We start from the raw sequence: 20,441 nt of genomic DNA on the forward strand, positions 1-20,441 counted from the left end.
CGACCGGCCGGACGGACGATGGAGAATCTGCAGAGCCGCCTGCTGTCGCACCGGCTGGAATCGGTGATTCGCGATTTCCACCAGCCGGTGATGATCTGGCAGGCGGCGATCCTCGTCGGTGCGCTGTGTTTCGCATGGGTGGCCGCGCGTTTCGTGCACGGCCGGATCGATGCGCGGCGGCGGGCGGCCGGGCGCGCGCCCGGCGCGGGCGCGCAGAGCCTGAAGCGTGCGCTGTTTCCGCTGTTCGGCAGCGTGTTCGTCGGCGGCGCGCAGCTCGCGTTCGAGCCGTTCATGTCGACGTCGCTGCTGTCGCTCGCGCTCGTGCCGCTGTTCGGCATCGGGCTGATCTACGTGCTGTTCTTCTTCGCGCGGCGCGTGTTCGCACGCGACGGCCACACGCACGCGTGGCTGTCGATCGTCGAGAAGATTGTGTCGACCGTCGTGTGGGCCGCGATGGTGATGACCGTGCTCGGCATCCAGCGCGACGTGCTCGGCTGGCTCGACAGCGTGCAGTTCCGGGTCGCGACCGCGCACCTCACGCTGCTGTCGGTGATCTCCGGCGCGCTGTGGGTGCGCGTGACGCTGATGGTCGCGATGTGGCTCGGCTCGGTGCTCGAGGATCGCCTGTCGCGCGCGAGCACGCTCGACGCGAACCTGAAGGTCGTGCTGTCGCGGGTCGGCCGCGCGCTGCTCGTGTTCGCGGCGATCCTGATCGGGCTGTCGCTCGTCGGCATCGACGTGACGGTGCTCGGCGTATTCGGCGGCGCGGTGGGCGTCGGCCTCGGCTTCGGGCTGCAAAAGATCGCGAGCAACTACGTGTCGGGTTTCATCATCCTGCTCGACCGCTCGTTGCGGCTCGGCGATGCGATCAGCGTCGGCGGGCTGCAGGGCGTCGTCACGCAGATCCGCACGCGCTACACGGTCGTGCGCGGCCTCGACGGCAACGAGACGCTGATCCCGAACGAGAAGCTGATCACCGACGTCGTGCAGAACCAGTCGTCGTACCTGACGCGCGGCTATGCGAAGGTCGCGGTGCAGGTCGCGTACACGAGCGACGTCGAGCAGGCACTCGCGTTGCTCGCCGACGCCGCGAAGGACGTGCCGCGCGTGCTGGCCGAGCCGGCGCCGACCCCGTACCTCGTGAGTTTCGGCGCGGACGGGATCGATCTGGAGCTCGGTTTCTGGATCGAGGATTCGGCGAAAGGCACGTCGGGCGTGCGATCGAGCGTGAACCGCAACATCTGGCGGCTGTTCGGCGAGCACGGGATCTCGATTCCGTTTCCGCAGCGCGAAGTGCGCGTGGTCGGGCTGCCGGACGGCTTTCCCGCGGCGAGCGCGGCGGCCGGGCGCCCGCCGGCGGCGGCCAACGGTGCGCTGGACGGGCACGCGCCGGCGGCGTAGCGGGCGCGGGCGGTCAATCGTACCGATTCCGCGGCCGAAACCGGATCGCGGGCCTTTCCGAGTCCGCGCATGGACCGCGCGGATTGCGTCAGGGCAAGAAAATATTCATTTTTTACAAAGACTTGGAACGGTTGAAGTAAAATTCTGGTCTACACGCGGTATGCTTTCATTCTTCTGACGCCAGCGTGGCGTCGCTCTCATCACGGGTAACTGCCTTGTTGAATTCTGTGCTCGATTTTCTTTCCCACGGGCTCCTGCATTTTTCGTGGTGGCAAGTCGCGTTGTTCGCGCTCGCCGTCACGCACGTCACGATCATCGGCGTGACCGTCTACCTGCACCGCTGCCAGGCGCACCGCGCACTGGAGCTGCATCCGATCGCGAGCCACTTCTTCCGGTTCTGGCTGTGGATGACCACCGGCATGCTGACCGGCCAGTGGGCCGCGATTCACCGCAAGCACCACGCGAAGTGCGAGACCGAGGAAGATCCGCACAGCCCGCAGACGCGCGGCATCTGGAAGGTGTTCCTCGAAGGCGCCGAGCTGTACCGCGCGGAAGCGAAGAACGAAGAGACGATGCGCAAGTTCAGCCACGGCACGCCGAACGACTGGCTCGAGCGCAATGTGTACTCGAAGTACCCGATTCTCGGCATCAGCATGATGATGGTGATCGACGTCGCGCTGTTCGGCGTGCTCGGCCTGACCGTGTGGGCCGTGCAGATGGTCTGGATTCCGTTCTGGGCCGCTGGCGTCGTGAACGGCTTCGGTCACTTCTGGGGCTATCGCAACTTCAACTCGGCTGACGCGAGCACGAACCTGTTCCCGTGGGGCATCGTGATCGGCGGCGAGGAACTGCACAACAACCACCACACGTTCGCGACGTCGGCGAAGCTGTCGAACAAGTGGTACGAGTTCGACATCGGCTGGATGTACATCCGCATCATGTCGGCCTTCGGTCTCGCGAAGGTGAAGAAGGTCGCGCCGACGCCGCGCCTGAACAAGCCGAAGACGGTGCTCGATCAGGAAACGCTGCAGGCCGTGCTGTCGAACCGCTACGAAGTGATGGCGCGCTACGGCAAGGCCGTGAAGCGTGCGTACCGTCAGGAGCTTGCGCATCTGAAGGAACTCGGTTCGAGCGAGAAGTACCAGCTGATGCGCGGCGCGCGCAAATGGTTCCACAAGGACGCCGACGGCCTCGACGAGCCGCAGAAGAAGCTGCTGCCGGAAATCTTCGCGAACAGCCAGAAGCTGCATACGTACTTCCAGCTGCGCCAGGATCTCGCCGCGATCTGGGATCGTTCGACCGCATCGCGCGAACAGCTTCTCGCGCAATTGCAGGATTGGTGCCATCGCGCAGAACAAAGCGGCATCAAGGCGCTGCAGGAATTCGCGACACGCCTGCGTCGCTACGCCTGATTCGAAATCGATTAGAATCTCAGGACGTCACAAACCCCGCGTTGGCGGGGTTTTTTCATTTGGGCCGCTGGTTTTTGACGGATCGGCGGCGCCGGGATTGGTATGAGGTTTGGGGCAGGAGATATGGAGATGCAATCGACGATCAAACCCGTCGAGTACGACCGGCCCATCGCAACGGGGACCGTGTGTGGCGTCGGACAGGCATGGGCCAAGGTGCCCGACGCGCCGTCCGCCGAGGAGCGCGCTGCGCTGAAGGCGCGCATCAAGGCGTTGCTCGCCCGTGAAAAGGCCGTGCTGGTCGCCCACTACTACGTGGATGCCGAACTGCAGGAGCTGGCCGACGAAACGGGCGGCTGCGTCGCGGATTCGCTCGAAATGGCCCGCTTCGGCCGCGATCACGACGCGCAGACGCTGGTCGTCGCCGGCGTGCGCTTCATGGGCGAAACCGCGAAGATCCTGAGCCCGAACAAGCGGATCCTGATGCCCGACCTCGACGCGACCTGTTCGCTCGACCTCGGCTGCCCGGTCGACGAATTCTCGGCGTTCTGCGATGCGCATCCGGACCGTACCGTCGTCGTCTACGCGAACACCAGCGCGGCCGTGAAGGCGCGCGCGGACTGGATGGTCACGTCGTCGATCGGCCTCGAGATCGTTGCCGACCTGCATGCGCGCGGCGAAAAGATCATCTGGGCGCCGGACCGCCATCTGGGCAGCTATATCCAGAAGAAAACCGGTGCCGACATGCTGCTGTGGCAGGGCTCGTGCCTCGTCCACGACGAGTTCAAGGGCATCGAGCTCGACCTGCTGCGCGCCGAATATCCGGACGCGAAGGTGCTCGTACATCCCGAGTCGCCGGAAAACGTCGTGGCGCAGGCCGATGTCGTCGGTTCGACCACGCAACTGATCGACGCGGCCGTCAAGTTCGACGCGAAACGCTTCATCGTCGCGACCGATCTCGGCATCCTGCACAAGATGCAGCTTGCCGCGCCCGGCAAGACCTTCATCGCCGCGCCGACGGCCGGCAACAGCGCGACCTGCAAGAGCTGCGCGCACTGCCCGTGGATGGCGATGAACGGCCTCGCGAACCTCGCCGACGTGCTCGAACGCGGTCACAACGAGATCTTCGTCGATCCGGCGATCGGCGAGCGCGCGCGTTTGCCGATCGACCGGATGCTCGAATTCGCGGCTGCACACAAGAAGCGCGTGCAGGCGAGCGGCGACCTGCAGCGCGACCAGCAACTGTTCGCGAACGTGGGGCCCGCATGAGCAACGCCGTCTCCCCGCTGTTCGACGCCGTCCGCGCCCAATACGGCGCGGCATTCGACGAAGCGATCGCGCGCAACGTGGCCGATGCGATCGCCGAAGACGTCGGCCGCGGCGACCAGACCGGGCGCCTCGTGCCGGCCGGCGAGCGCCGCCGTGCGCGGATCATCGTGCGCGAGGAAGCCGTGCTGTGCGGCGTGCCGTGGTTCGAGGGCGTGATCGCACGGATCGATCCGTCGATCGTCGTGCAATGGCGCTATCGCGAAGGCGACCGGATGACGCCGGATTCGACCGTGTGCGAACTCGAAGGGCCGGCGCGCGCGCTGCTGACGGCCGAGCGCAACGGGCTGAACTTCCTGCAGTTGCTGTCGGGTGTCGCGACCGCGACGCGCCGTTACGTCGATCGCGTCGAAGGCACGCGCGCGAAGATCCTCGACACACGCAAGACGCTGCCGGGGCTGCGGCTCGCGCAGAAGTACGCGGTGCGCGTGGGCGGCGGTGAGAACCAGCGTCTCGCGCTGTACGACGGCATCCTGATCAAGGAGAACCACATCGCGGCGGCAGGCGGTGTCGGCGAGGCGCTCGACGCGGCGTTCGCGCTGGAGTCGGGCGTGCCGGTGCAGGTCGAAGTCGAGACGCTCGCGCAGCTCGACACGGCGCTCGCGCATCGCGCGCAGTCGGTGCTGCTCGACAACTTCACGCTCGACATGATGCGCGAAGCGGTGCGCGTGACGGCGGCCAGGGCCGTGCTCGAAGTGTCGGGCGGCGTCAATTTCGATACGGTGCGTGCGTTCGCGGAGACGGGCGTCGATCGTATCTCGATCGGCGCGCTGACGAAGGACGTGCGGGCGACCGACTATTCGATGCGGATCGTCGACTGACCGAAACGCGTTCGTCAGACAAAAAGCCGTTGGCGCGCACACGCCAACGGCTTTTTTCTTGGGCTGCGGTCGCCGCCGGGAAGGGCAACGCGCCGCTCAGCGGCGCGAGCGCGGCGTGAGCACGCTCGGCAGCGCCTTCGGCAGCGTATGCGGCCAGTCGCGGCTGTAGTGCAGCCCGCGGCTTTCGCGGCGCGAGTACGCGCTTTTCACGATCAGCGTGGCCACGTCGACGAGGTTGCGCAGTTCGAGCAGATCGCGCGTCACGCGGAAATTCGCGTAGTACTCGTGGATCTCGTCGCGCAGCAGCGACAGCCGGTGCTTCGCGCGCTCGAGGCGCTTGTCGGTGCGCACGATGCCGACGTAGTTCCACATCAGGCGGCGCAGTTCGTCCCAGTTGTGGGCCACGACGACTTCCTCGTCCGCATCCGACACGCGGCTTTCGTCCCATGCGGGCAGTGCGGTGGGCGTTTGGGCGTCGAAGCCGGCCGCTTCGATCGCCTCGGCCGCCGCGCGGCCGATCACGAGGCATTCGAGCAGCGAGTTGCTCGCGAGCCGGTTCGCGCCGTGCAGCCCCGTGTACGACGTTTCGCCGACCGCATACAGGCCGGCGAGATCGGTGCGCCCCGCGAGATCGGTGACGACGCCGCCGCACGTATAGTGCGCGGCCGGCACGACGGGGATCGGTTGTTTCGCGATGTCGATGCCGAATTCGAGGCAGCGCGCATGAATCGTCGGGAAATGTTCGCGCAGGAACGATTCCGGCTGATGGCTGATGTCGAGATACACGCAGTCGATCCCGCGCTTCTTGATCTCGAAGTCGATCGCGCGTGCGACGATGTCGCGCGGCGCGAGCTCGGCGCGCGGATCGTGTGCGGGCATGAAGCGCGTGCCGTCGGGCAGCTTCAGCAGGCCGCCTTCGCCGCGCACGGCTTCCGAAATCAGGAACGACTTCGCGTACGGATGGAACAGGCAGGTCGGGTGGAACTGGATGAATTCCATGTTCGACACGCGGCAGCCTGCCCGCCATGCCATCGCGATGCCGTCGCCGGTCGCGGTGTCGGGGTTCGTCGTGTACAGGTAGACCTTGCCCGCGCCGCCGGTGGCGAGCACCGTATGCGGCGCCTCGATCGTGATCGTGCGGTCGTGGTCGACGTCGAGCGCATACAGGCCATGACAGCGGCGGCCGGGCAGGCCGAGCCGGTCCGACGTGATCAGGTCGATCGCGTGGTGGTTTTCGAAGAACGTGATGTTCGGATGCTGGCGCGCGCGCGCCGACAGCGTCGCGAGCACCGCATGGCCGGTCGCATCGGCCGCATGGATGATCCGGCGGTGACTGTGGCCGCCTTCGCGCGTCAGGTGAAAGCCGAGTTCGGCCGCGTCGTCCTTCGTGAACGGCACGCCTTGCGAGATCAGCCATTCGATCGCTTCGCGGCCGTGCTCGACGATGTAGCGCGTCGCGCCTTCGTCGCACAGCCCGCCACCGGCGACCAGCGTGTCGTCGACGTGGTTCTCGATGCTGTCCGCCGAGTCGAGGACCGCCGCGATGCCGCCCTGCGCGTGATCGCTTGCCCCCTCCATCATCGAACGTTTCGCGATCAGCGCGACACGTCGCGTGCTGGCCAGGTTGAGTGCGACCGACAGCCCTGCCAGGCCGCTGCCGACGATCGCCACGTCGAATTTCATGCTGCATCTCCATCGTTACGCTTTTTGATCTTGCGTTCCGTCGGCTGTCGCCGCGGAAAGGGGAGAGCATACCGCGTCGGGCGCGAGCGCGCGCGCCAAAACAAAAAGCCCCGCAGGAGCGGGGCTTTTCGGTCGCCGTCAGGCTGGCAGAAACCGGAGATTACTTGATCTTGGTTTCTTTGTATTCCACATGCTTGCGGACGACGGGATCGAACTTCTTGATCGCCATCTTTTCCGGCATGTTGCGCTTGTTCTTCGTGGTCGTGTAGAAGTGACCCGTACCAGCGGTCGACTCAAGCTTGATCTTGTCGCGGGCGCCTTTTGCCATGATTCTGCTCCTTGGGCTTAGGCTTCGCCGCGTGCGCGCAGGTCAGCGAGCACGGAATCGATGCCGTTCTTGTCGATCAGGCGCAGACCGGCGTTCGAGACGCGCAGACGCACCCAGCGGTTTTCGCTCTCAACCCAGAACCGGCGGTTTTGCAGGTTCGGGAGGAAGCGGCGCTTCGTCTTGTTGTTGGCGTGGGAAACGTTGTTGCCGCTCATCGGCGCTTTCCCAGTTACTTGGCATACGCGTGCCATGAGAGCACTCCTAATACGCTAAATTCGGGGTTCGATCGCCGGTGAAGGTTCCATCGCACCGCCACGTGATCCATGGCTGCACTCAGAACGCCGTAGCCCTTACAGACAAGGCCCTTCGATGGCTAGAACTGGTTGGAAAAAAGACAGACGGCGATTCTAGCAGAAAAAGTTCAGAAAAATCAAACCTAATTTCGCTTCGCCGTTGCGGCGCCCTGGGGAAGGGCCGCCGCGCCACAGTCTACAGCCAACCGGCCCGTGCGAACGAAAAAGTATCGCTGACGCCGACGACGACGTGATCGAGCAGCCGCACGTCGACGAGCTCGAGCGCGTCCTTCAGCACGCGGGTCAGGCGGCGGTCTTCCGCGCTCGGCTGCACCGCGCCCGACGGATGGTTGTGCGCGACGATCAGCGCGGCGGCGTTCTGTTTCATCGCCTGCCGCACGATCTCGCGCGGGTAGACGGCCATGCGCGTGAGCGAGCCGCGCGCGATTTCCTCGATGTCGATCATGCGGTTGCGGGCGTCCAGGTAGACCGCGACGAACACTTCGTGCGGGAGCGTGCCGATCTTCATGCGCAGGCAATCCTCGACGGCGCCGGGCGAATCGATCTGCATGCCGTCCCGTGCTTTTTCCTCCAGCATGCGCCGGGCGATCTCGGTGACCGCGACCAGCCGCGCGGAGCGCGCGGGGCCGATGCCGGGGTGCGCCTCGAAATCGTCGGCGCCCGCTTCGAGCAATCCGCGCAGCGACTTGTATTGATCGATCAGTTCGCGGGCGATGACGAAGACGTCGTGACCGGGCTTGCCGGTGCCGAGCAGCAGCGCGATCAGCTCGTCGTCGGTCAGCGCGGCCGGCCCGCGCTCCAGCAGTCGTTCGCGCGGCCGCTCGGGCCGCCAGTCGGCCGGGCGGCGCTTGCGCCGGTTGATCGGGATGACGCGGGCCGGCGAATCGGCCGGCGCGTCGGCGGTGTCGCGGCATTCGGCCGACGGCAGGATGAGGCAGGGTGATGGCATGGTCTGAACTCCATTGGCGGCGGGCGGCATGCGCGACGTCGTCGCACTTTCCGCCTTGCACGCTCAGGTGACTTACAATATTGGCTTTGCGCCGGGCCATTCGGCCGTAGCGGGCGCCGACCGAACGAGTAATTCATGAGCCTCATCGATCTATCCGAAGTGAAGCCCGGTTCCCACGTCACGTTGCATTACCGGCTCGCACTGGCCGACGGCGCCGACATCGTCAACACCTTCTCGGACAAGCCGGCCACGCTGTTGCTGGGAGCGGGGCAACTGGCGCCGTCGCTGGAACAGATTCTGCTCGGGCTCCGGGTCGGCGACCACTCGACTTTTCAGCTAGCGCCCGAGCAGGGGTTCGGTCCCCGCAATCCCGACATGCTCCAGCGCGTGACGCTGTCGACGCTGCGCGAGAACGGGATGGTCGGCGACGACTTCACGCCGGGCGAACTCATCGAGTTCAACGCACCGGATGGCGGTCGCTACGCGGGGGTGCTGAAGGAAGTCAGCGAGACCTCGGCGCTGTTCGACTTCAACCATCCGCTCGCGGGCCAGGCGCTCACGTTCGAAGTGAAAATCATCGGAATCCTGTAATCATGAGTACCACCGATACGCTGTCCGGGCAGACCGTCGCCGCCGACGCCGAAATCCTGCTGGCCCAGCCGCGCGGTTTCTGCGCGGGCGTCGACCGCGCGATCGAGATCGTCGAGCGCGCCATCGCGATGCACGGCGCGCCGATCTACGTGCGTCACGAAATCGTCCACAACAAGTACGTGGTCGAGGATCTGAGGAAGAAGGGCGCGATCTTCGTCGAGGAGCTCGAGGAAGTGCCGGCCGGCAATACCGTGATCTTCAGTGCGCACGGTGTGTCGAAAGCCGTGCGCGACGAGGCCGACGTGCGCGGCCTGCGCATTTACGACGCAACCTGCCCGCTCGTCACGAAGGTGCACGTCGAAGTGGCGAAGATGCGCCAGGATGGCGTCGACATCGTCATGATCGGGCACAAGGGCCATCCGGAAGTCGAAGGCACGATGGGCCAGGTCGAGCGCGGCATGCACCTCGTCGAAAGCGTCGAGGACGTACAGAAGCTCGAGCTCGCCGATCCCGAACGCATCGCGCTCGTCACGCAGACGACGCTGTCCGTCGACGACGCGGCCGAGATCATCGGCGCGCTGAAGGCGAAGTATCCGAAGATCCGCGAGCCGAAGAAGCAGGACATCTGCTACGCGACGCAGAACCGCCAGGACGCGGTGAAGTTCATGGCGCCGCAATGCGATGTCGTGATCGTGGTCGGCAGCCCGAACAGCTCGAACTCGAGCCGGCTGCGCGAAGTGGCCGAAAAGCGCGGCGTGGCCGCGTACATGGTCGATGCACCGGACCAGATCGATCCGGCGTGGGTCGCCGGCAAGCGCCGCATCGGCGTGACGGCCGGCGCGTCGGCGCCCGAGGTGCTCGCCCAGGCCGTGATCGCGCGGCTGCGCGAACTCGGCGTGCGCAACGTCCGCGCACTCGACGGCATCGAGGAAAACGTGTCGTTTCCGCTGCCGCGCGGGTTGAACCTGCCGCCCGCCGCCTGATTGCCGCATCGCACCCCGCGGAACACCGAAGCGCGCCTTCCCGGCGCGCTTTTTTTTGTGTGCGCCCGGCAGGGCGCACTTACTTGGAGGTGAAAGTCCTCTACTCGCCCGGCAAGGGGAAGAGTTAGCCGAAGGCAAGGGTTTCCCGGGTGACTGGGAGTCTGAAGGAAGCTGGAGGGCAAAGCGCTGGCCTGACGAACAGGAAGCGGATACGAGGCGTAGCGACTGGGTAAGGTGTCCCAATTCACCGAAGCCCGAAACTTGCACCGACGTTGCTACGTATATCCGACAGGCATGAGCGTGAAGGTGGGTGCGCAATACCCGGGGAGATCTGTTTCTGTGCTGGCGCGGTACGGTCAGCTACCGTGGTCGAGAGGTGGCGGGATGCGGAAGCAGAAGTCAGCAGAGGGCATAGTAGGTCAAGGCGAAGGCGGAGAGCCGAAGAGTACCGGGACCGAAGGCCCGAACAGTGAATGCCGAGAGTAGGACGGATGATCTCGAAGCCTGTTATGGAAGCAGAAGCGCTGGAGACAGCGGCCGGGCGCGCGAGGGGTGGCCGGAAGCCACAGGGCTGCGCGCGAGGTGCGCAGACGGGTACGGCGACATACGGGCGAACGAAATCGGAGGGCGACGCGCTGATGGAGCGCGTCGTGGAACGCGGCAACATGAGGCGGGCATACCGTCGGGTGCTGAGAAACGAGGGTTCGGCCGGAGTAGACGGGCTGAGCGTGGAAGGTCTTGGCGACTGGCTAAAGATGCACTGGCCGAGTGTGAAGCAAGCGCTGCTGGAAGGGACGTACATACCGCGAGCGATACGCCGGGTGGACATACCGAAGCCGCAAGGCGGGGTGAGGACGCTGGGCGTACCGAGCGTGGTGGATCGACTGATTCAGCAAGCGCTGCACCAAGTATTGCAACCGATCTTGGAGCCGACGTTCTCGGCGAGCAGTTACGGATTTCGACCGGGCAAGAGTGCGCTGGACGCGGTGCGTCAGGCGCAAGCTTATGTCCAGGGTGGTCGGCATTGGGTGGTCGACATCGATCTGGAGAAGTTCTTCGACCGGGTCAATCACGATGTGCTGATGGCCCGGGTGGCGCGGCATGTACAAGACAAGGTGACGCTGAAGCTGATTCGTCGCTTCCTCGAAGCGGGGATGATGGCGGCCGGCGTGACGCAGGCGAGAACGGAGGGCACGCCGCAAGGCGGCCCGCTGTCCCCGCTTCTGTCGAATATATTGCTAAGTGACCTGGATCGGAGGCTGGAGAGCCGAGGGCTGGCGTTCTGCCGATACGCTGACGACTGCAACATCTACGTTGGCAGCAAACAAGCAGGACAGCGCGTCATGGCGGGAATCAGGGCCTATCTCGAGAAGGTCTTGAAACTGCGCGTGAACGAAACCAAGAGTGCGGTGGCCCGGCCGAGCACGCGGAAATTCCTGGGATACCGGGTGGCGGTGAGACTGGGTCAAGCGCATATCCGGATCGCACCGGAGAGCATCAAGCGATTGATGACGCGGGTGCGGGAACTGACGGTGAAGGGGAGAAGCTGGTCCCTTGAGCAGACGATCCAGAAGCTCAACCCGGTACTACGGGGCTGGGCAAATTACTTCCGGCTCAGTCAGCAGCACAAGCGGCTGGAGGGGCTGGACGGATGGTTGCGAAGGCGCTTGCGCTGCCTGATCTGGCGGCAGTGGAAGCGTCCCCGAACCCGAGAACGCAACATGATCGCACTGGGCCTACATCCGGAGCGGGCATGGAAATCGAGCGTGAACGGTCGAGGGCCTTGGTGGAACGCCGGATCTCACCATCTGAAGCAGGCGTTACCTAATGCCTACTTCGATGCACGGGGACTGATCTCGATCCGCCGCACGGTGGATCGCCTCCAGAGCATTAACTGAACCGCCGTATGCGGACCCGCACGTACGGTGGTGTGAGAGGGCTGAGGGGGTAACCCCTCACCCTACTCGATGCCTCGAAATTCATATCGCAACCATTATTCCCAGCGATGGTGCAACCCGGTTGCTCTCGGCTCGCGCAATCGTGTCTCAAAATTGGTTGCAATGCAGGAAAACCCCATCGAATCAGGAATATTGGCGGCCTATAAATGGAGTTACAATGCGGCCGTTTTCAAGCCGGAATGGCTTTGAAACGGGTTTTGGCAAGGCGCGGGAGACCATTCAATGCATGTGAAGTTGGCTTACGCCGTGTCCGTCGCCGCACCGGTTGCAATGCTTGCCGGTTGCAGCAAAAAGAGCGACGACGGGGCGGGCAGGAAGGCTGCGGGGTTCGCGGCACCATCGGCCGGCGGCGTGCGCGCCGCCGGAACCGGACGGGCGGCGCCATCGGCGCGCCGTCTCGTGCAACAGGGCAGGGACAAGGAAAACGGGGCACGTTTGACGATCGAGGAAATCAACGCGCTTGGACCGGCGACCGGTCCGGCAGCGGGCATGCCGGCTGCATCGCGGCAAGCCGCCGGTCGACGGAAGCCGGACGATCGCGGCGTTGCCGGCAGCGTGCAGACGCCTCTGTTCCCCCTTCAATTCGATTCGACGAAACAGCGCGCCGCCGCGACCGACCGTGTCGTGGCGCGCCGTCTGGTTCGTACGATGGATTCCGATGCAGTCCTGACGAACGTCGGGCGCGGCCGTCGCAACGCCTTGTCGGGCGACGTGGCGCGGAATCCGATCCGTCCTGGCGCGATGCTTGCATGGCACCGGACGGACCAAGGCACGGATGCCGGGAAACCGGACGACGGCCGTCTCGGCATGCTGCCCCACGACTTCAAGGAGGCCACGAACACCGTCCTCGATGTCGTGACGATTTAGCGACGGGACTCATGACGGCACCGGATCAGTGCGGTGCCGTTTTTGTATCCGCTCCGGCGGCAGGTCCGGCCGTACAGGCCGGGCGGCGCGCGCCGGGACGATCCACCCTTACCGGTATCGACTAGTACCCGCAGTGTCGCCGAGAAGGCGCGATTCCTCGCTTACCCGCGGGGCGCAACGTCCTCCGGCAGCACGGGCCAAGGAGCTTTAAATGGATATTTTCGTCCAGCAGGTTCTCAACGGGCTGGTGCTCGGCAGTGTGTACGCCATCATCGCGTTGGGATACACGATGGTGTACGGCATTCTCGGCATCATCAACTTCGCGCACGGCGACGTGCTGATGATCGGCGCGATGGTCGCGCTGTCGGCCATCACCGTGCTGCAGAATCACTTTCCCGGACTCGGCAACGTCGCGACGCTGACGATCGGCCTGGGCATCGCCGCGGTCGTCTGTGCGTTCGTCGGCTTCACGATCGAGCGCGTCGCGTACCGGCCGCTGCGCCGCGCGCCGCGCCTCGCGCCGCTGATCACCGCGATCGGCGTGTCGATCCTGCTGCAGACGGCTGCGATGATCATCTGGTCGCGCAACCCGCTGCCGTTCCCGCAATTGCTGCCGACCGACCCGATCAACGTGATCAAGGCCACCGACACGACGCCCGGCGCCGTGATCTCGGTCACCGAAATCGTGATCATCGCGGTCGCGTTCCTCGTGATGGGCGGCCTGCTGCTGCTCGTGCACAAGACCAAGCTCGGCCGCGCGATGCGCGCGATCGCCGAAAGCCCGAATACGGCGAGCCTGATGGGCGTGAACCCGAACTTCGTGATCTCCGCGACGTTCATGATCGGCTCCGCGCTCGCCGCGCTGGCCGGCGTGATGATCGCGTCCGAATACGGCAACGTGCACTTCTACATGGGCTTCATCCCCGGCATGAAGGCGTTCACGGCCGCGGTGCTCGGCGGGATCGGCAACCTCGGCGGCGCGATGGTCGGCGGCGTGCTGCTCGGCCTGATCGAGCAGCTCGGGGCCGGCTACATCGGCAACCTCACGGGCGGCGTATTCGGCAGTAACTATCAGGACGTGTTCGCCTTCGTCGTGCTGATCATCGTGCTGGTGTTCCGTCCGTCCGGCCTGCTGGGCGAACGGGTCGCGGACCGCGCGTAACGGAAGGGGAGCAAACAACATGACATCCATTCAACCGATCGAATCGTCGACGTCGCTCGTCGAAGAGCGCAACACCGCCAAGACCGTCGTCATCGGCCTCCTTACTGCGGTCCTCGTGATCGCCGCGCCGATCGTGATCGGCTCGGCCGGCGGCAACTACTGGGTCCGCGTGCTCGACTTCGCGATGCTGTACGTGATGCTCGCGCTGGGCCTGAACGTGGTGGTCGGCTTCGCCGGCCTGCTCGACCTCGGCTACATCGCGTTCTACGCGGTGGGCGCGTACACGGCGGCGCTCCTGAGCTCGCCGCACCTGACCTCGCAGTTCGAGTGGATCGCGGCGCTCGCGCCGAACGGCCTGCACGTGCCGTTCCTGCTGATCGTGCCGATCGCGATGGCGCTCGCGGCGACCTTCGGGATCCTGCTCGGCGCGCCGACGCTGCGCCTGCGCGGCGACTACCTGGCGATCGTCACGCTCGGCTTCGGTGAAATCGTCCGGATCTTCATGAACAACCTCGACCGTCCGGTGAACATCACCAACGGCCCGAAGGGGATCACGGGCATCGATCCGGTGCACGTCGGCGGCTTCAACCTGTCGCAGACGCATACGCTGTTCGGCTTCCAGCTGCCGTCGGTGTACATGTACTACTACCTGTTCGTGCTCTGCTCGCTGCTGGTGATCTGGGTGTGTACGCGTCTGCAGCACTCGCGTATCGGCCGCGCGTGGGCCGCGATCCGCGAAGACGAGATCGCCGCGAAGGCAATGGGCATCAACACCCGTAACGTGAAGCTGCTCGCGTTCGCGATGGGCGCGTCGTTCGGCGGCCTGTCGGGCTCGATGTTCGGCGCGTTCCAGGGCTTCGTGTCGCCCGAGTCGTTCACGTTCTGGGAATCGATCGTCGTGCTCGCGTGCGTGGTGCTCGGCGGCATGGGCCACATCCCGGGCGTGATCCTGGGTGCGGTGCTGCTCGCGATCTTCCCGGAATTCCTGCGTTCGACGATGAGCCCGCTGCAGCATGCGCTGTTCGGTCATGACATCGTCGATACGGAAGTGATCCGTCAGGCGCTGTACGGCCTCGCGATGGTGATCATCATGCTGTATCGCTCGGAAGGCCTGTGGCCCGCGCCGAAGCATGAGGACAAGATCGCGAAACTGGCGAAGCGCAACAGCAAGAAGCCGGTGCGCGCGTAACCTACGGACAAGGGGATAAACACATGAGCGACAAGCAAATCCGACTGTCCGTCTCGGGCGTGAACAAGCGCTTCGGCGGGCTGCAGGCGCTGTCCGACGTCGGCCTGCAGATCAAGGAAGGCGAGATCTACGGGCTGATCGGCCCGAACGGCGCCGGCAAGACCACGTTCTTCAACGTGATCACGGGCCTTTACACGCCGGACTCCGGCGACTTCAAGCTGGACGGCACGAACTACACGCCGACGGCCGTGCACCAGGTGGCCAAGGCCGGCATCGCGCGCACGTTCCAGAACATCCGCCTGTTCGGCGGGATGACGGCGCTCGAGAACGTGATGGTGGGCCGCCACGTGCGCACCAAGCACGGGCTGCTCGGCGCGGTGTTCCAGACGCCGGCCGAACGTCAGGAAGAGCGCGAGATCAAGGAACGCGCGATCGAGCTGCTCGACTACGTCGGCGTGCTGCAGTACGCGGACTACACGTCGCGCAACCTGTCGTACGGTCACCAGCGCCGGCTGGAAATCGCCCGTGCATTGGCGACCGACCCGAAGCTGCTCGCGCTCGACGAGCCGGCAGCCGGGATGAACGCGACCGAGAAGGTCGAACTCACGCGCCTGCTCGACAAGATCCGTTCGGACGGCCGCACGATCCTGCTGATCGAGCACGACGTGAAGCTCGTGATGGGGCTGTGCAACCGGATGACGGTGCTCGATTACGGCAAGGTGATCGCCGAGGGTCTGCCGCAGGACGTGCAGAAGAATCCGAAGGTGATTGAGGCATATCTCGGCGCAGGGGTGCACTGATGGCAGCGGCAATGTTGAAAATCAAGGGCTTGCAGGTCAACTACGGCGGCATCCAGGCCGTCAAGGGCGTTGACATGGAAGTCCGCCAGGGCGAGCTCGTGACGCTGATCGGCGCGAACGGCGCCGGCAAGACCACGACGATGAAGGCGATCACCGGCCTGAAGCCGTACTCGGCGGGCGACATCGAGTACGACGGCAAGTCGATCAAGGGCGTGCCGTCGCACGAGCTGCTCAAGCGCGGCCTCGCGATGGTGCCGGAAGGCCGCGGGATCTTCGCGCGGATGTCGATCATCGAGAACATGCAGATGGGCGCGTACCTGCGCAACGACAACGACCAGATCAAGAAGGACGTCGACCGGATGTTCGGCTTCTTCCCGCGCCTGAAGGAACGGGCGACGCAGCTCGCGGGCACGCTGTCGGGCGGCGAGCAGCAGATGCTGGCGATGTCGCGCGCGATTCTGAGCAAGCCGAAGCTGCTGCTGCTCGACGAGCCGTCGATGGGGTTGTCGCCGATCATGGTCGAGAAGATCTTCGAAGTGGTGCGCGAGATCTCGAAGGAAGGCATCACGGTGCTGCTGGTCGAGCAGAACGCACGCCTCGCGCTGCAGGCAGCCGATCGCGGCTACGTGATGGACTCGGGCACGGTCACGATGGAAGGCGACGCGAAGCAGATGCTCGACGATCCGAAGGTGCGCGCCGCGTATCTGGGCGAGTAAGCGATCGAACGAGTCCGGTTGCGCGCGTCGCACCCGGGCTGTCGAAAGCCGTTACGGGAAACCGTGACGGCTTTTTTTCGTATGGGGCGATTCGCGTCGAACTGTGCGCACGAAGGCGACTCCATTCGACTATTGGATCGTGCATGCGGCTGGCGCGCCGGCCGCCCGCAGCCCGCAAACCGACACACGGGCCGCGTAGCATCGATTACCCGTCGGCACACGGAGAACGCGCATGAGTCTGGACTACGGTTTCGTGAAGGCGAAGGTGAAGTCGGTGGCGAAGCTGAAGGGTTCGCCGCACGGCAGCGAGATCCAGTATCACGTTCACCTGACGCTGGCGCTGCCGGCAGGCGACTGGGACGTCGCGATCAACGTCGGTACCAACGACGCGGACGACCTGCTGAACTACAAGCTCGTCTACGATTTCCATCATCCGGTCACGCAGACGCTCGCGGCCGCGGTCGAAGGCTACACGGACCTGACCGGGCAAACGGCGTTGCCCGCGCTCGACTATCTGCGCAGCGACATCCTGGGCGACACGGGCGCGTGGCGCGCGAGTGCGGCGATGGACGGCACCGAGCATCCGGAGCCGATCCCGTCGCTGCTGCGGCTCGTGAACGCCGCGCAGTCGCAGGGGCTCGACGTCGTCGTGTTCGGCCGCACCTATGCGCAAGGCAACGGGATCCACGACACGCACATGAACCAGGGCTCGACGGGTCCGAACTACCTGCATCGCGCGGGCGACGACCACAACGATCACAACGACGTGTGGCAGGACGGCGCGCTGCTCGTGCGCGTGAGCGACACGCAGTGGGCCGCGTATTTCGCGGCGTTCGAGCAGCAGGCCGTGCCGACCGACGCGCTCGGCAATCCGCTGCCGGGCGCGGGGCTGATCACGCGCTGAGCCGCGCGGCGGCCGGCGGCGGTTTTACGCGACCGGCAGCGTCTTGCCGAACGAGATGCGTTCCTCGACGCGATAGCCGAGCGCTGCGTAGAAGCGGCATGCATCGTCGTTGCCGGGCAGCACCTGCAGGTTGATCTTCATGCAGCCGCGCGCGGCGAGCGCGCGTTCCGCATGCGCGATCAGCGCGCGGCCGACGCCGAGCCGGCGCGCGTCGTTCGCGACGCCGAACGAGTAGAGCCAGCCGCGATGTCCGTCGAAACCGGCCATCAGCGTGCCGACGACGCGCGCGCCGCTGATCGCGACGAAGAACAGTTCCGGCTGCGTCGCGAGCTTCAACTCGATCGATCGCAGCGGATCGCGGTGCGGGGGCGCACCGGTCTCGTCGTACTGCGGGAACGCGTCGCGCCATACCGCGAGCACGGCATCGGTGTCGGCGCGTTCGAACGGGCGGATCGCGACAGCATCGGCGGCGGCATTCATCGCGGCGGTCTCCTTACAGCGTGTCGAGGATCGACCGCAGCATCGCCATCATCTGGTCGATTTCCTCGGTCGTCACGTTCAGCGCGGGCATGAAGCGCAGCAGGTTCGGCCGTGCGGCGTTCAGCAGCAGGCCGTCCGGTTGCATGTCGCGCGCCTTCTCGACGATCTGCGGGCCGATGTCCTTGCCGAGCAGCAGCGCGCGCAGCAGGCCTTCGCCGCGCTCGCCCTCGAAGCCGCGTTCCTCCGACAGCTCGAGCAGCTTGCGCTTCAGATACTCGCTGCGCGCGCGCACCCCTTCGAGGAAGCCGGGCGCGACGAGCTGCGAGATCACCGAATAGCCGACCGCCGTCATCAGCGGATTGCCGTTGTACGTGCCGCCCTGGTCGCCGGCCTCGAACACCGCGACATCGGCCTTCGACAGCAGCGCGCCAAGCGGTACGCCGCCGCCGATGCCCTTCGCGAGCGTCATGACGTCCGGCTCGATGCCGGACAGCTCGTACGCGAACAGCGTGCCCGCGCGGCCGCAGCCGCTCTGCACTTCGTCGACGATCAGCAGCAGGTTGTGCTGCTTCGTCAGCGCGCGCAGCGCCTGCATGAATTCACGCGTGGCCGGGATCACGCCGCCTTCGCCCTGGATCGGCTCGAGCATCACGGCGACGGTCTTGTCGGTGATCAGCTTCTCGACCGACTCGATGTTGTTCAGCTCGGCCTTCGGGAAGCCCGGCACCTGCGGCGCGTAGATCGTGTCCCAGCCCGGCTTGCCGCTGGCCGACATCGTCGCGAGCGTGCGGCCGTGGAAGCTGTGGTCGAACGTGATGATCTCGTACGCGCCGTTCCTGAACTTGCGGCCCCACTTGCGCGCGAGCTTGATCGCGCCTTCATTAGCCTCGGCGCCGCTGTTCGTGAAGAACACCTTGTCGAACACGCTGTGCTGCGTGAGCAGGCCCGCGAGCTTCGCCATCGGCTCGTTGTAGAACGCCGGCGACGGATTCAGCAGCTTGTCGGCCTGCGTCTTCAGCGCTTCGACGATGCCGTCGTTGCAGTGGCCGAGGCTGTTGACGGCCCAGCCCTGGATGAAGTCCAGATAGCGCTTGCCCGTGTGATCGTAGAGCCACGAACCCTTGCCGTGCGTAAACACGATGTCGGGGCGGTTCGTGATGTACATCAGCGAGTCGATCGGATAATCGTTCAGGGGCATGGCAGCAGACTCCAGCGGGCGTTGAAAGGGAAACGGGCAATAAAAAAGCCACGGAAGGCCGTGGCTGGTGGGTCGAACAGCTTGTGCGTAACCGGTGAAGCGGAGGAGGGTTACGCGCGAGTCCGTGACGAGCCGGCGGCATCCGGGCGGAGCGGCGAGCGGCGACGTCGGAGAGCGGACAGGAAGCGGTTCATGTGCGCAAGCATAAGGCATCCCGCGCCCCACTGTAAACCGCCGCGATGCCACGGATGTGACACGGCGGCGCGCAGCGGGGCGCGGGCGCGCCCGCCGCTCAGACGGGATGCGCGAGGTCGGCGGCGCTCGTGAACGAGTCCGCGTAGAACTCGTCGGCCGGCAGCGCGTGGTGCTGCGTGAAGTCGCGCTGCGCGGATTCGACCATCACCGGCGCGCCGCACGCATAGACCTGGTGGCCGGACAGATCGGGCAGGTCCTCGATCACCGCCCGGTGGACGAAGCCCGTGCGGCCCGTCCACCGGTCGGCGTCGTCCGGCTCGGAGAGCACCGGGACATACTTGAAGTTCGGGATCTCGCGCGCCCACTGCTCGGCGAGTTCGGCGAGATAGATGTCCTTTTTGCGGCGCGCGCCCCAGTAGAGCGTCATCGGACGCGTGATGCCCGAGTGCTTCACGTGCTCGATGATCGCCTTGATCGGCGCGAAGCCGGTGCCCGACGCGAGCAGCACGATCGGCTTGTCGGAATCCTCGCGCAGGAAGAACGTGCCGAGCGGGCCTTCGAAGCGCAGGATGTCGCGCTCCTTCATCGCGCCGAATACGTGGTCGGTGAACTTGCCGCCCGGCATGTGGCGGATGTGCAGCTCGATCGGGCCTTCCTCGTGCGGCGCGTTCGCCATCGAGTAGCTGCGGCGCGAGCCGTCCTTCAGGATGAATTCGACGTACTGGCCCGCGAGGTACTGCAGGCGTTCGTTGGCCGGCAACTGCAGCTTCACGACCATCACGTCGTCCGCCTTGCGTTCGAGCGCGGCGATCCGGCACGGCAGCTTCTTCACCTGCACGCCGTCGACGCCGGCGATTTCGCGCACGTCGATCTCGAGATCGCATTGCGCCTTCGAGCAGCACAGCAGCGCGAGGCCGCGCGTGCGTTCGTCGTTGGACAGCGCAGACGCGGCGTGCGGGCCCTGTTCGATCTGGCCCGACACGATCTGGCCCTTGCACGAGCCGCACGCGCCGTTCTTGCAGCCGTACGGCAGATGGACGTTCTGGCGCAGCGCGGCCGCCAGCACGGTTTCATCCGACTCGACCTGGAATTGCCGGCCGCTTTGCTTGAGAGTGACGTTGAATGCCATAGAACCAAACTAGAACAAAATGGGGGGACCGTGCATGT

20 protein-coding genes are annotated in these 20,441 nt (G+C 65.4%); 13 read left to right on the forward strand and 7 right to left on the reverse strand.

All coding sequences use genetic code 11. The annotated features are described in order from the left end of the window. Positions 1-18 precede the first annotated feature (18 nt). From J8I35_RS17335 to nadC, 4 genes are all read left to right on the forward strand, one after another. Complete coding sequence (locus J8I35_RS17335) at positions 19-1,401, forward strand: mechanosensitive ion channel domain-containing protein (RefSeq protein ID WP_209926335.1); 1,383 nt, start codon at positions 19-21, stop codon at positions 1,399-1,401. Positions 1,402-1,616: 215 nt separating this feature from the next. Further along, complete coding sequence (locus J8I35_RS17340; RefSeq protein WP_089488751.1) at positions 1,617-2,813, forward strand: acyl-CoA desaturase; 1,197 nt, start codon at positions 1,617-1,619, stop codon at positions 2,811-2,813. A 129-nt stretch (positions 2,814-2,942) separates the two neighbouring features. Further along, positions 2,943-4,079, forward strand: coding sequence for a quinolinate synthase NadA (gene nadA / locus J8I35_RS17345; protein WP_050017553.1), 1,137 nt, complete (start codon positions 2,943-2,945; stop codon positions 4,077-4,079). Next, entirely contained in the window at positions 4,076-4,957 is an 882-nt protein-coding gene (gene nadC, locus J8I35_RS17350; protein WP_209926337.1) for a carboxylating nicotinate-nucleotide diphosphorylase, read from the forward strand. The genes nadA and nadC overlap by 4 nt, the downstream gene beginning before the upstream one ends. A gap of 96 nt (positions 4,958-5,053) precedes the next feature. On the opposite strand, the gene nadB is transcribed toward nadC, so the two are convergent. The 4 genes from nadB to radC all read right to left on the reverse strand — a co-directional run bounded on the left by nadB (position 5,054) and on the right by radC (position 8,231). Continuing rightward, positions 5,054-6,640 carry an L-aspartate oxidase gene (gene nadB / locus J8I35_RS17355; protein WP_209926339.1) on the reverse strand — a complete coding sequence of 529 codons (1,587 nt, stop codon included), beginning with the start codon at positions 6,638-6,640 and terminating at the stop codon, positions 5,054-5,056. Positions 6,641-6,800: 160 nt separating this feature from the next. Then, complete coding sequence (gene rpmG / locus J8I35_RS17360; protein WP_006478046.1) at positions 6,801-6,968, reverse strand: 50S ribosomal protein L33; 168 nt, start codon at positions 6,966-6,968, stop codon at positions 6,801-6,803. A 17-nt stretch (positions 6,969-6,985) separates the two neighbouring features. Further along, entirely contained in the window at positions 6,986-7,219 is a 234-nt protein-coding gene (gene rpmB, locus J8I35_RS17365) for a 50S ribosomal protein L28 (RefSeq protein ID WP_004186391.1), read from the reverse strand. Between the two features lie 238 nt (positions 7,220-7,457). Beyond that, positions 7,458-8,231 (reverse strand): DNA repair protein RadC, encoded by a 774-nt coding sequence (gene radC, locus J8I35_RS17370; RefSeq protein ID WP_050017535.1) that lies wholly within the window; start codon positions 8,229-8,231, stop codon positions 7,458-7,460. A 135-nt stretch (positions 8,232-8,366) separates the two neighbouring features. Here radC and J8I35_RS17375 point away from each other — a divergent pair, with 135 nt between their 5' ends. From J8I35_RS17375 to J8I35_RS17415, 9 genes are all read left to right on the forward strand, one after another. Further along, positions 8,367-8,822 (forward strand): peptidylprolyl isomerase, encoded by a 456-nt coding sequence (locus J8I35_RS17375; RefSeq protein WP_069233031.1) that lies wholly within the window; start codon positions 8,367-8,369, stop codon positions 8,820-8,822. Between the two features lie 2 nt (positions 8,823-8,824). Beyond that, positions 8,825-9,805, forward strand: coding sequence for a 4-hydroxy-3-methylbut-2-enyl diphosphate reductase (gene ispH, locus J8I35_RS17380; protein WP_050017533.1), 981 nt, complete (start codon positions 8,825-8,827; stop codon positions 9,803-9,805). 650 nt (positions 9,806-10,455) lie between these two features. Further along, entirely contained in the window at positions 10,456-11,703 is a 1,248-nt protein-coding gene (ltrA, locus tag J8I35_RS17385; protein WP_348522270.1) for a group II intron reverse transcriptase/maturase, read from the forward strand. 282 nt (positions 11,704-11,985) lie between these two features. Then, positions 11,986-12,630 (forward strand): amino acid-binding protein, encoded by a 645-nt coding sequence (locus tag J8I35_RS17390; protein WP_209926343.1) that lies wholly within the window; start codon positions 11,986-11,988, stop codon positions 12,628-12,630. A 211-nt stretch (positions 12,631-12,841) separates the two neighbouring features. Continuing rightward, the gene (locus J8I35_RS17395) at positions 12,842-13,792 is read left to right on the forward strand and encodes a branched-chain amino acid ABC transporter permease (protein ID WP_021160758.1); all 951 of its coding nucleotides are present in this window, start codon (positions 12,842-12,844) and stop codon (positions 13,790-13,792) included. Positions 13,793-13,811: 19 nt separating this feature from the next. Then, the gene (locus J8I35_RS17400) at positions 13,812-14,981 is read left to right on the forward strand and encodes an ABC transporter ATP-binding protein (RefSeq protein ID WP_006488940.1); all 1,170 of its coding nucleotides are present in this window, start codon (positions 13,812-13,814) and stop codon (positions 14,979-14,981) included. 23 nt (positions 14,982-15,004) lie between these two features. Continuing rightward, the gene (locus J8I35_RS17405) at positions 15,005-15,781 is read left to right on the forward strand and encodes an ABC transporter ATP-binding protein (protein ID WP_050017531.1); all 777 of its coding nucleotides are present in this window, start codon (positions 15,005-15,007) and stop codon (positions 15,779-15,781) included. Continuing rightward, positions 15,781-16,497, forward strand: coding sequence for an ABC transporter ATP-binding protein (locus J8I35_RS17410; protein WP_050017530.1), 717 nt, complete (start codon positions 15,781-15,783; stop codon positions 16,495-16,497). Before J8I35_RS17405 ends, J8I35_RS17410 begins: the two co-directional genes overlap by 1 nt. A 232-nt stretch (positions 16,498-16,729) precedes the next feature. After that, complete coding sequence (locus tag J8I35_RS17415; protein WP_209926344.1) at positions 16,730-17,401, forward strand: DUF2278 family protein; 672 nt, start codon at positions 16,730-16,732, stop codon at positions 17,399-17,401. Positions 17,402-17,425: 24 nt separating this feature from the next. Here J8I35_RS17415 and J8I35_RS17420 read toward each other — a convergent pair whose 3' ends face one another. The 3 genes from J8I35_RS17420 to J8I35_RS17430 all read right to left on the reverse strand — a co-directional run bounded on the left by J8I35_RS17420 (position 17,426) and on the right by J8I35_RS17430 (position 20,403). Then, complete coding sequence (locus J8I35_RS17420) at positions 17,426-17,881, reverse strand: GNAT family acetyltransferase (RefSeq protein WP_050017527.1); 456 nt, start codon at positions 17,879-17,881, stop codon at positions 17,426-17,428. Positions 17,882-17,894: 13 nt separating this feature from the next. Further along, the gene (locus J8I35_RS17425; RefSeq protein ID WP_050017526.1) at positions 17,895-19,079 is read right to left on the reverse strand and encodes an acetylornithine transaminase; all 1,185 of its coding nucleotides are present in this window, start codon (positions 19,077-19,079) and stop codon (positions 17,895-17,897) included. 292 nt (positions 19,080-19,371) lie between these two features. Further along, positions 19,372-20,403 carry a CDP-6-deoxy-delta-3,4-glucoseen reductase gene (locus J8I35_RS17430; protein WP_050017525.1) on the reverse strand — a complete coding sequence of 344 codons (1,032 nt, stop codon included), beginning with the start codon at positions 20,401-20,403 and terminating at the stop codon, positions 19,372-19,374. Between the last annotated feature and the right edge of the window lie 38 nt (positions 20,404-20,441).

The organism is Burkholderia sp. CpTa8-5 (genome assembly GCF_017815045.1).
Lineage (GTDB): Bacteria > Pseudomonadota > Gammaproteobacteria > Burkholderiales > Burkholderiaceae > Burkholderia > Burkholderia sola.

Bases quoted from the DNA above. Each gene is read 5' to 3' on its own strand.
- J8I35_RS17335 (WP_209926335.1), top strand. From the start codon at position 19: ATGGAGAATCTGCAGAGCCGCCTGCTGTCGCACCGGCTGGAATCGGTG.
- nadA (WP_050017553.1), top strand. From the start codon at position 2,943: ATGCAATCGACGATCAAACCCGTCGAGTACGACCGGCCCATCGCAACG.
- nadC (WP_209926337.1), top strand. From the start codon at position 4,076: ATGAGCAACGCCGTCTCCCCGCTGTTCGACGCCGTCCGCGCCCAATAC.
- nadB (WP_209926339.1), bottom strand. From the start codon at position 6,640: ATGAAATTCGACGTGGCGATCGTCGGCAGCGGCCTGGCAGGGCTGTCG.
- rpmG (WP_006478046.1), bottom strand. From the start codon at position 6,968: ATGGCAAAAGGCGCCCGCGACAAGATCAAGCTTGAGTCGACCGCTGGT.
- rpmB (WP_004186391.1), bottom strand. From the start codon at position 7,219: ATGGCACGCGTATGCCAAGTAACTGGGAAAGCGCCGATGAGCGGCAAC.
- radC (WP_050017535.1), bottom strand. From the start codon at position 8,231: ATGCCATCACCCTGCCTCATCCTGCCGTCGGCCGAATGCCGCGACACC.
- J8I35_RS17375 (WP_069233031.1), top strand. From the start codon at position 8,367: ATGAGCCTCATCGATCTATCCGAAGTGAAGCCCGGTTCCCACGTCACG.
- ispH (WP_050017533.1), top strand. From the start codon at position 8,825: ATGAGTACCACCGATACGCTGTCCGGGCAGACCGTCGCCGCCGACGCC.
- J8I35_RS17390 (WP_209926343.1), top strand. From the start codon at position 11,986: ATGCATGTGAAGTTGGCTTACGCCGTGTCCGTCGCCGCACCGGTTGCA.
- J8I35_RS17395 (WP_021160758.1), top strand. From the start codon at position 12,842: ATGGATATTTTCGTCCAGCAGGTTCTCAACGGGCTGGTGCTCGGCAGT.
- J8I35_RS17400 (WP_006488940.1), top strand. From the start codon at position 13,812: ATGACATCCATTCAACCGATCGAATCGTCGACGTCGCTCGTCGAAGAG.
- J8I35_RS17405 (WP_050017531.1), top strand. From the start codon at position 15,005: ATGAGCGACAAGCAAATCCGACTGTCCGTCTCGGGCGTGAACAAGCGC.
- J8I35_RS17410 (WP_050017530.1), top strand. From the start codon at position 15,781: ATGGCAGCGGCAATGTTGAAAATCAAGGGCTTGCAGGTCAACTACGGC.
- J8I35_RS17415 (WP_209926344.1), top strand. From the start codon at position 16,730: ATGAGTCTGGACTACGGTTTCGTGAAGGCGAAGGTGAAGTCGGTGGCG.
- J8I35_RS17420 (WP_050017527.1), bottom strand. From the start codon at position 17,881: ATGAATGCCGCCGCCGATGCTGTCGCGATCCGCCCGTTCGAACGCGCC.
- J8I35_RS17425 (WP_050017526.1), bottom strand. From the start codon at position 19,079: ATGCCCCTGAACGATTATCCGATCGACTCGCTGATGTACATCACGAAC.
- J8I35_RS17430 (WP_050017525.1), bottom strand. From the start codon at position 20,403: ATGGCATTCAACGTCACTCTCAAGCAAAGCGGCCGGCAATTCCAGGTC.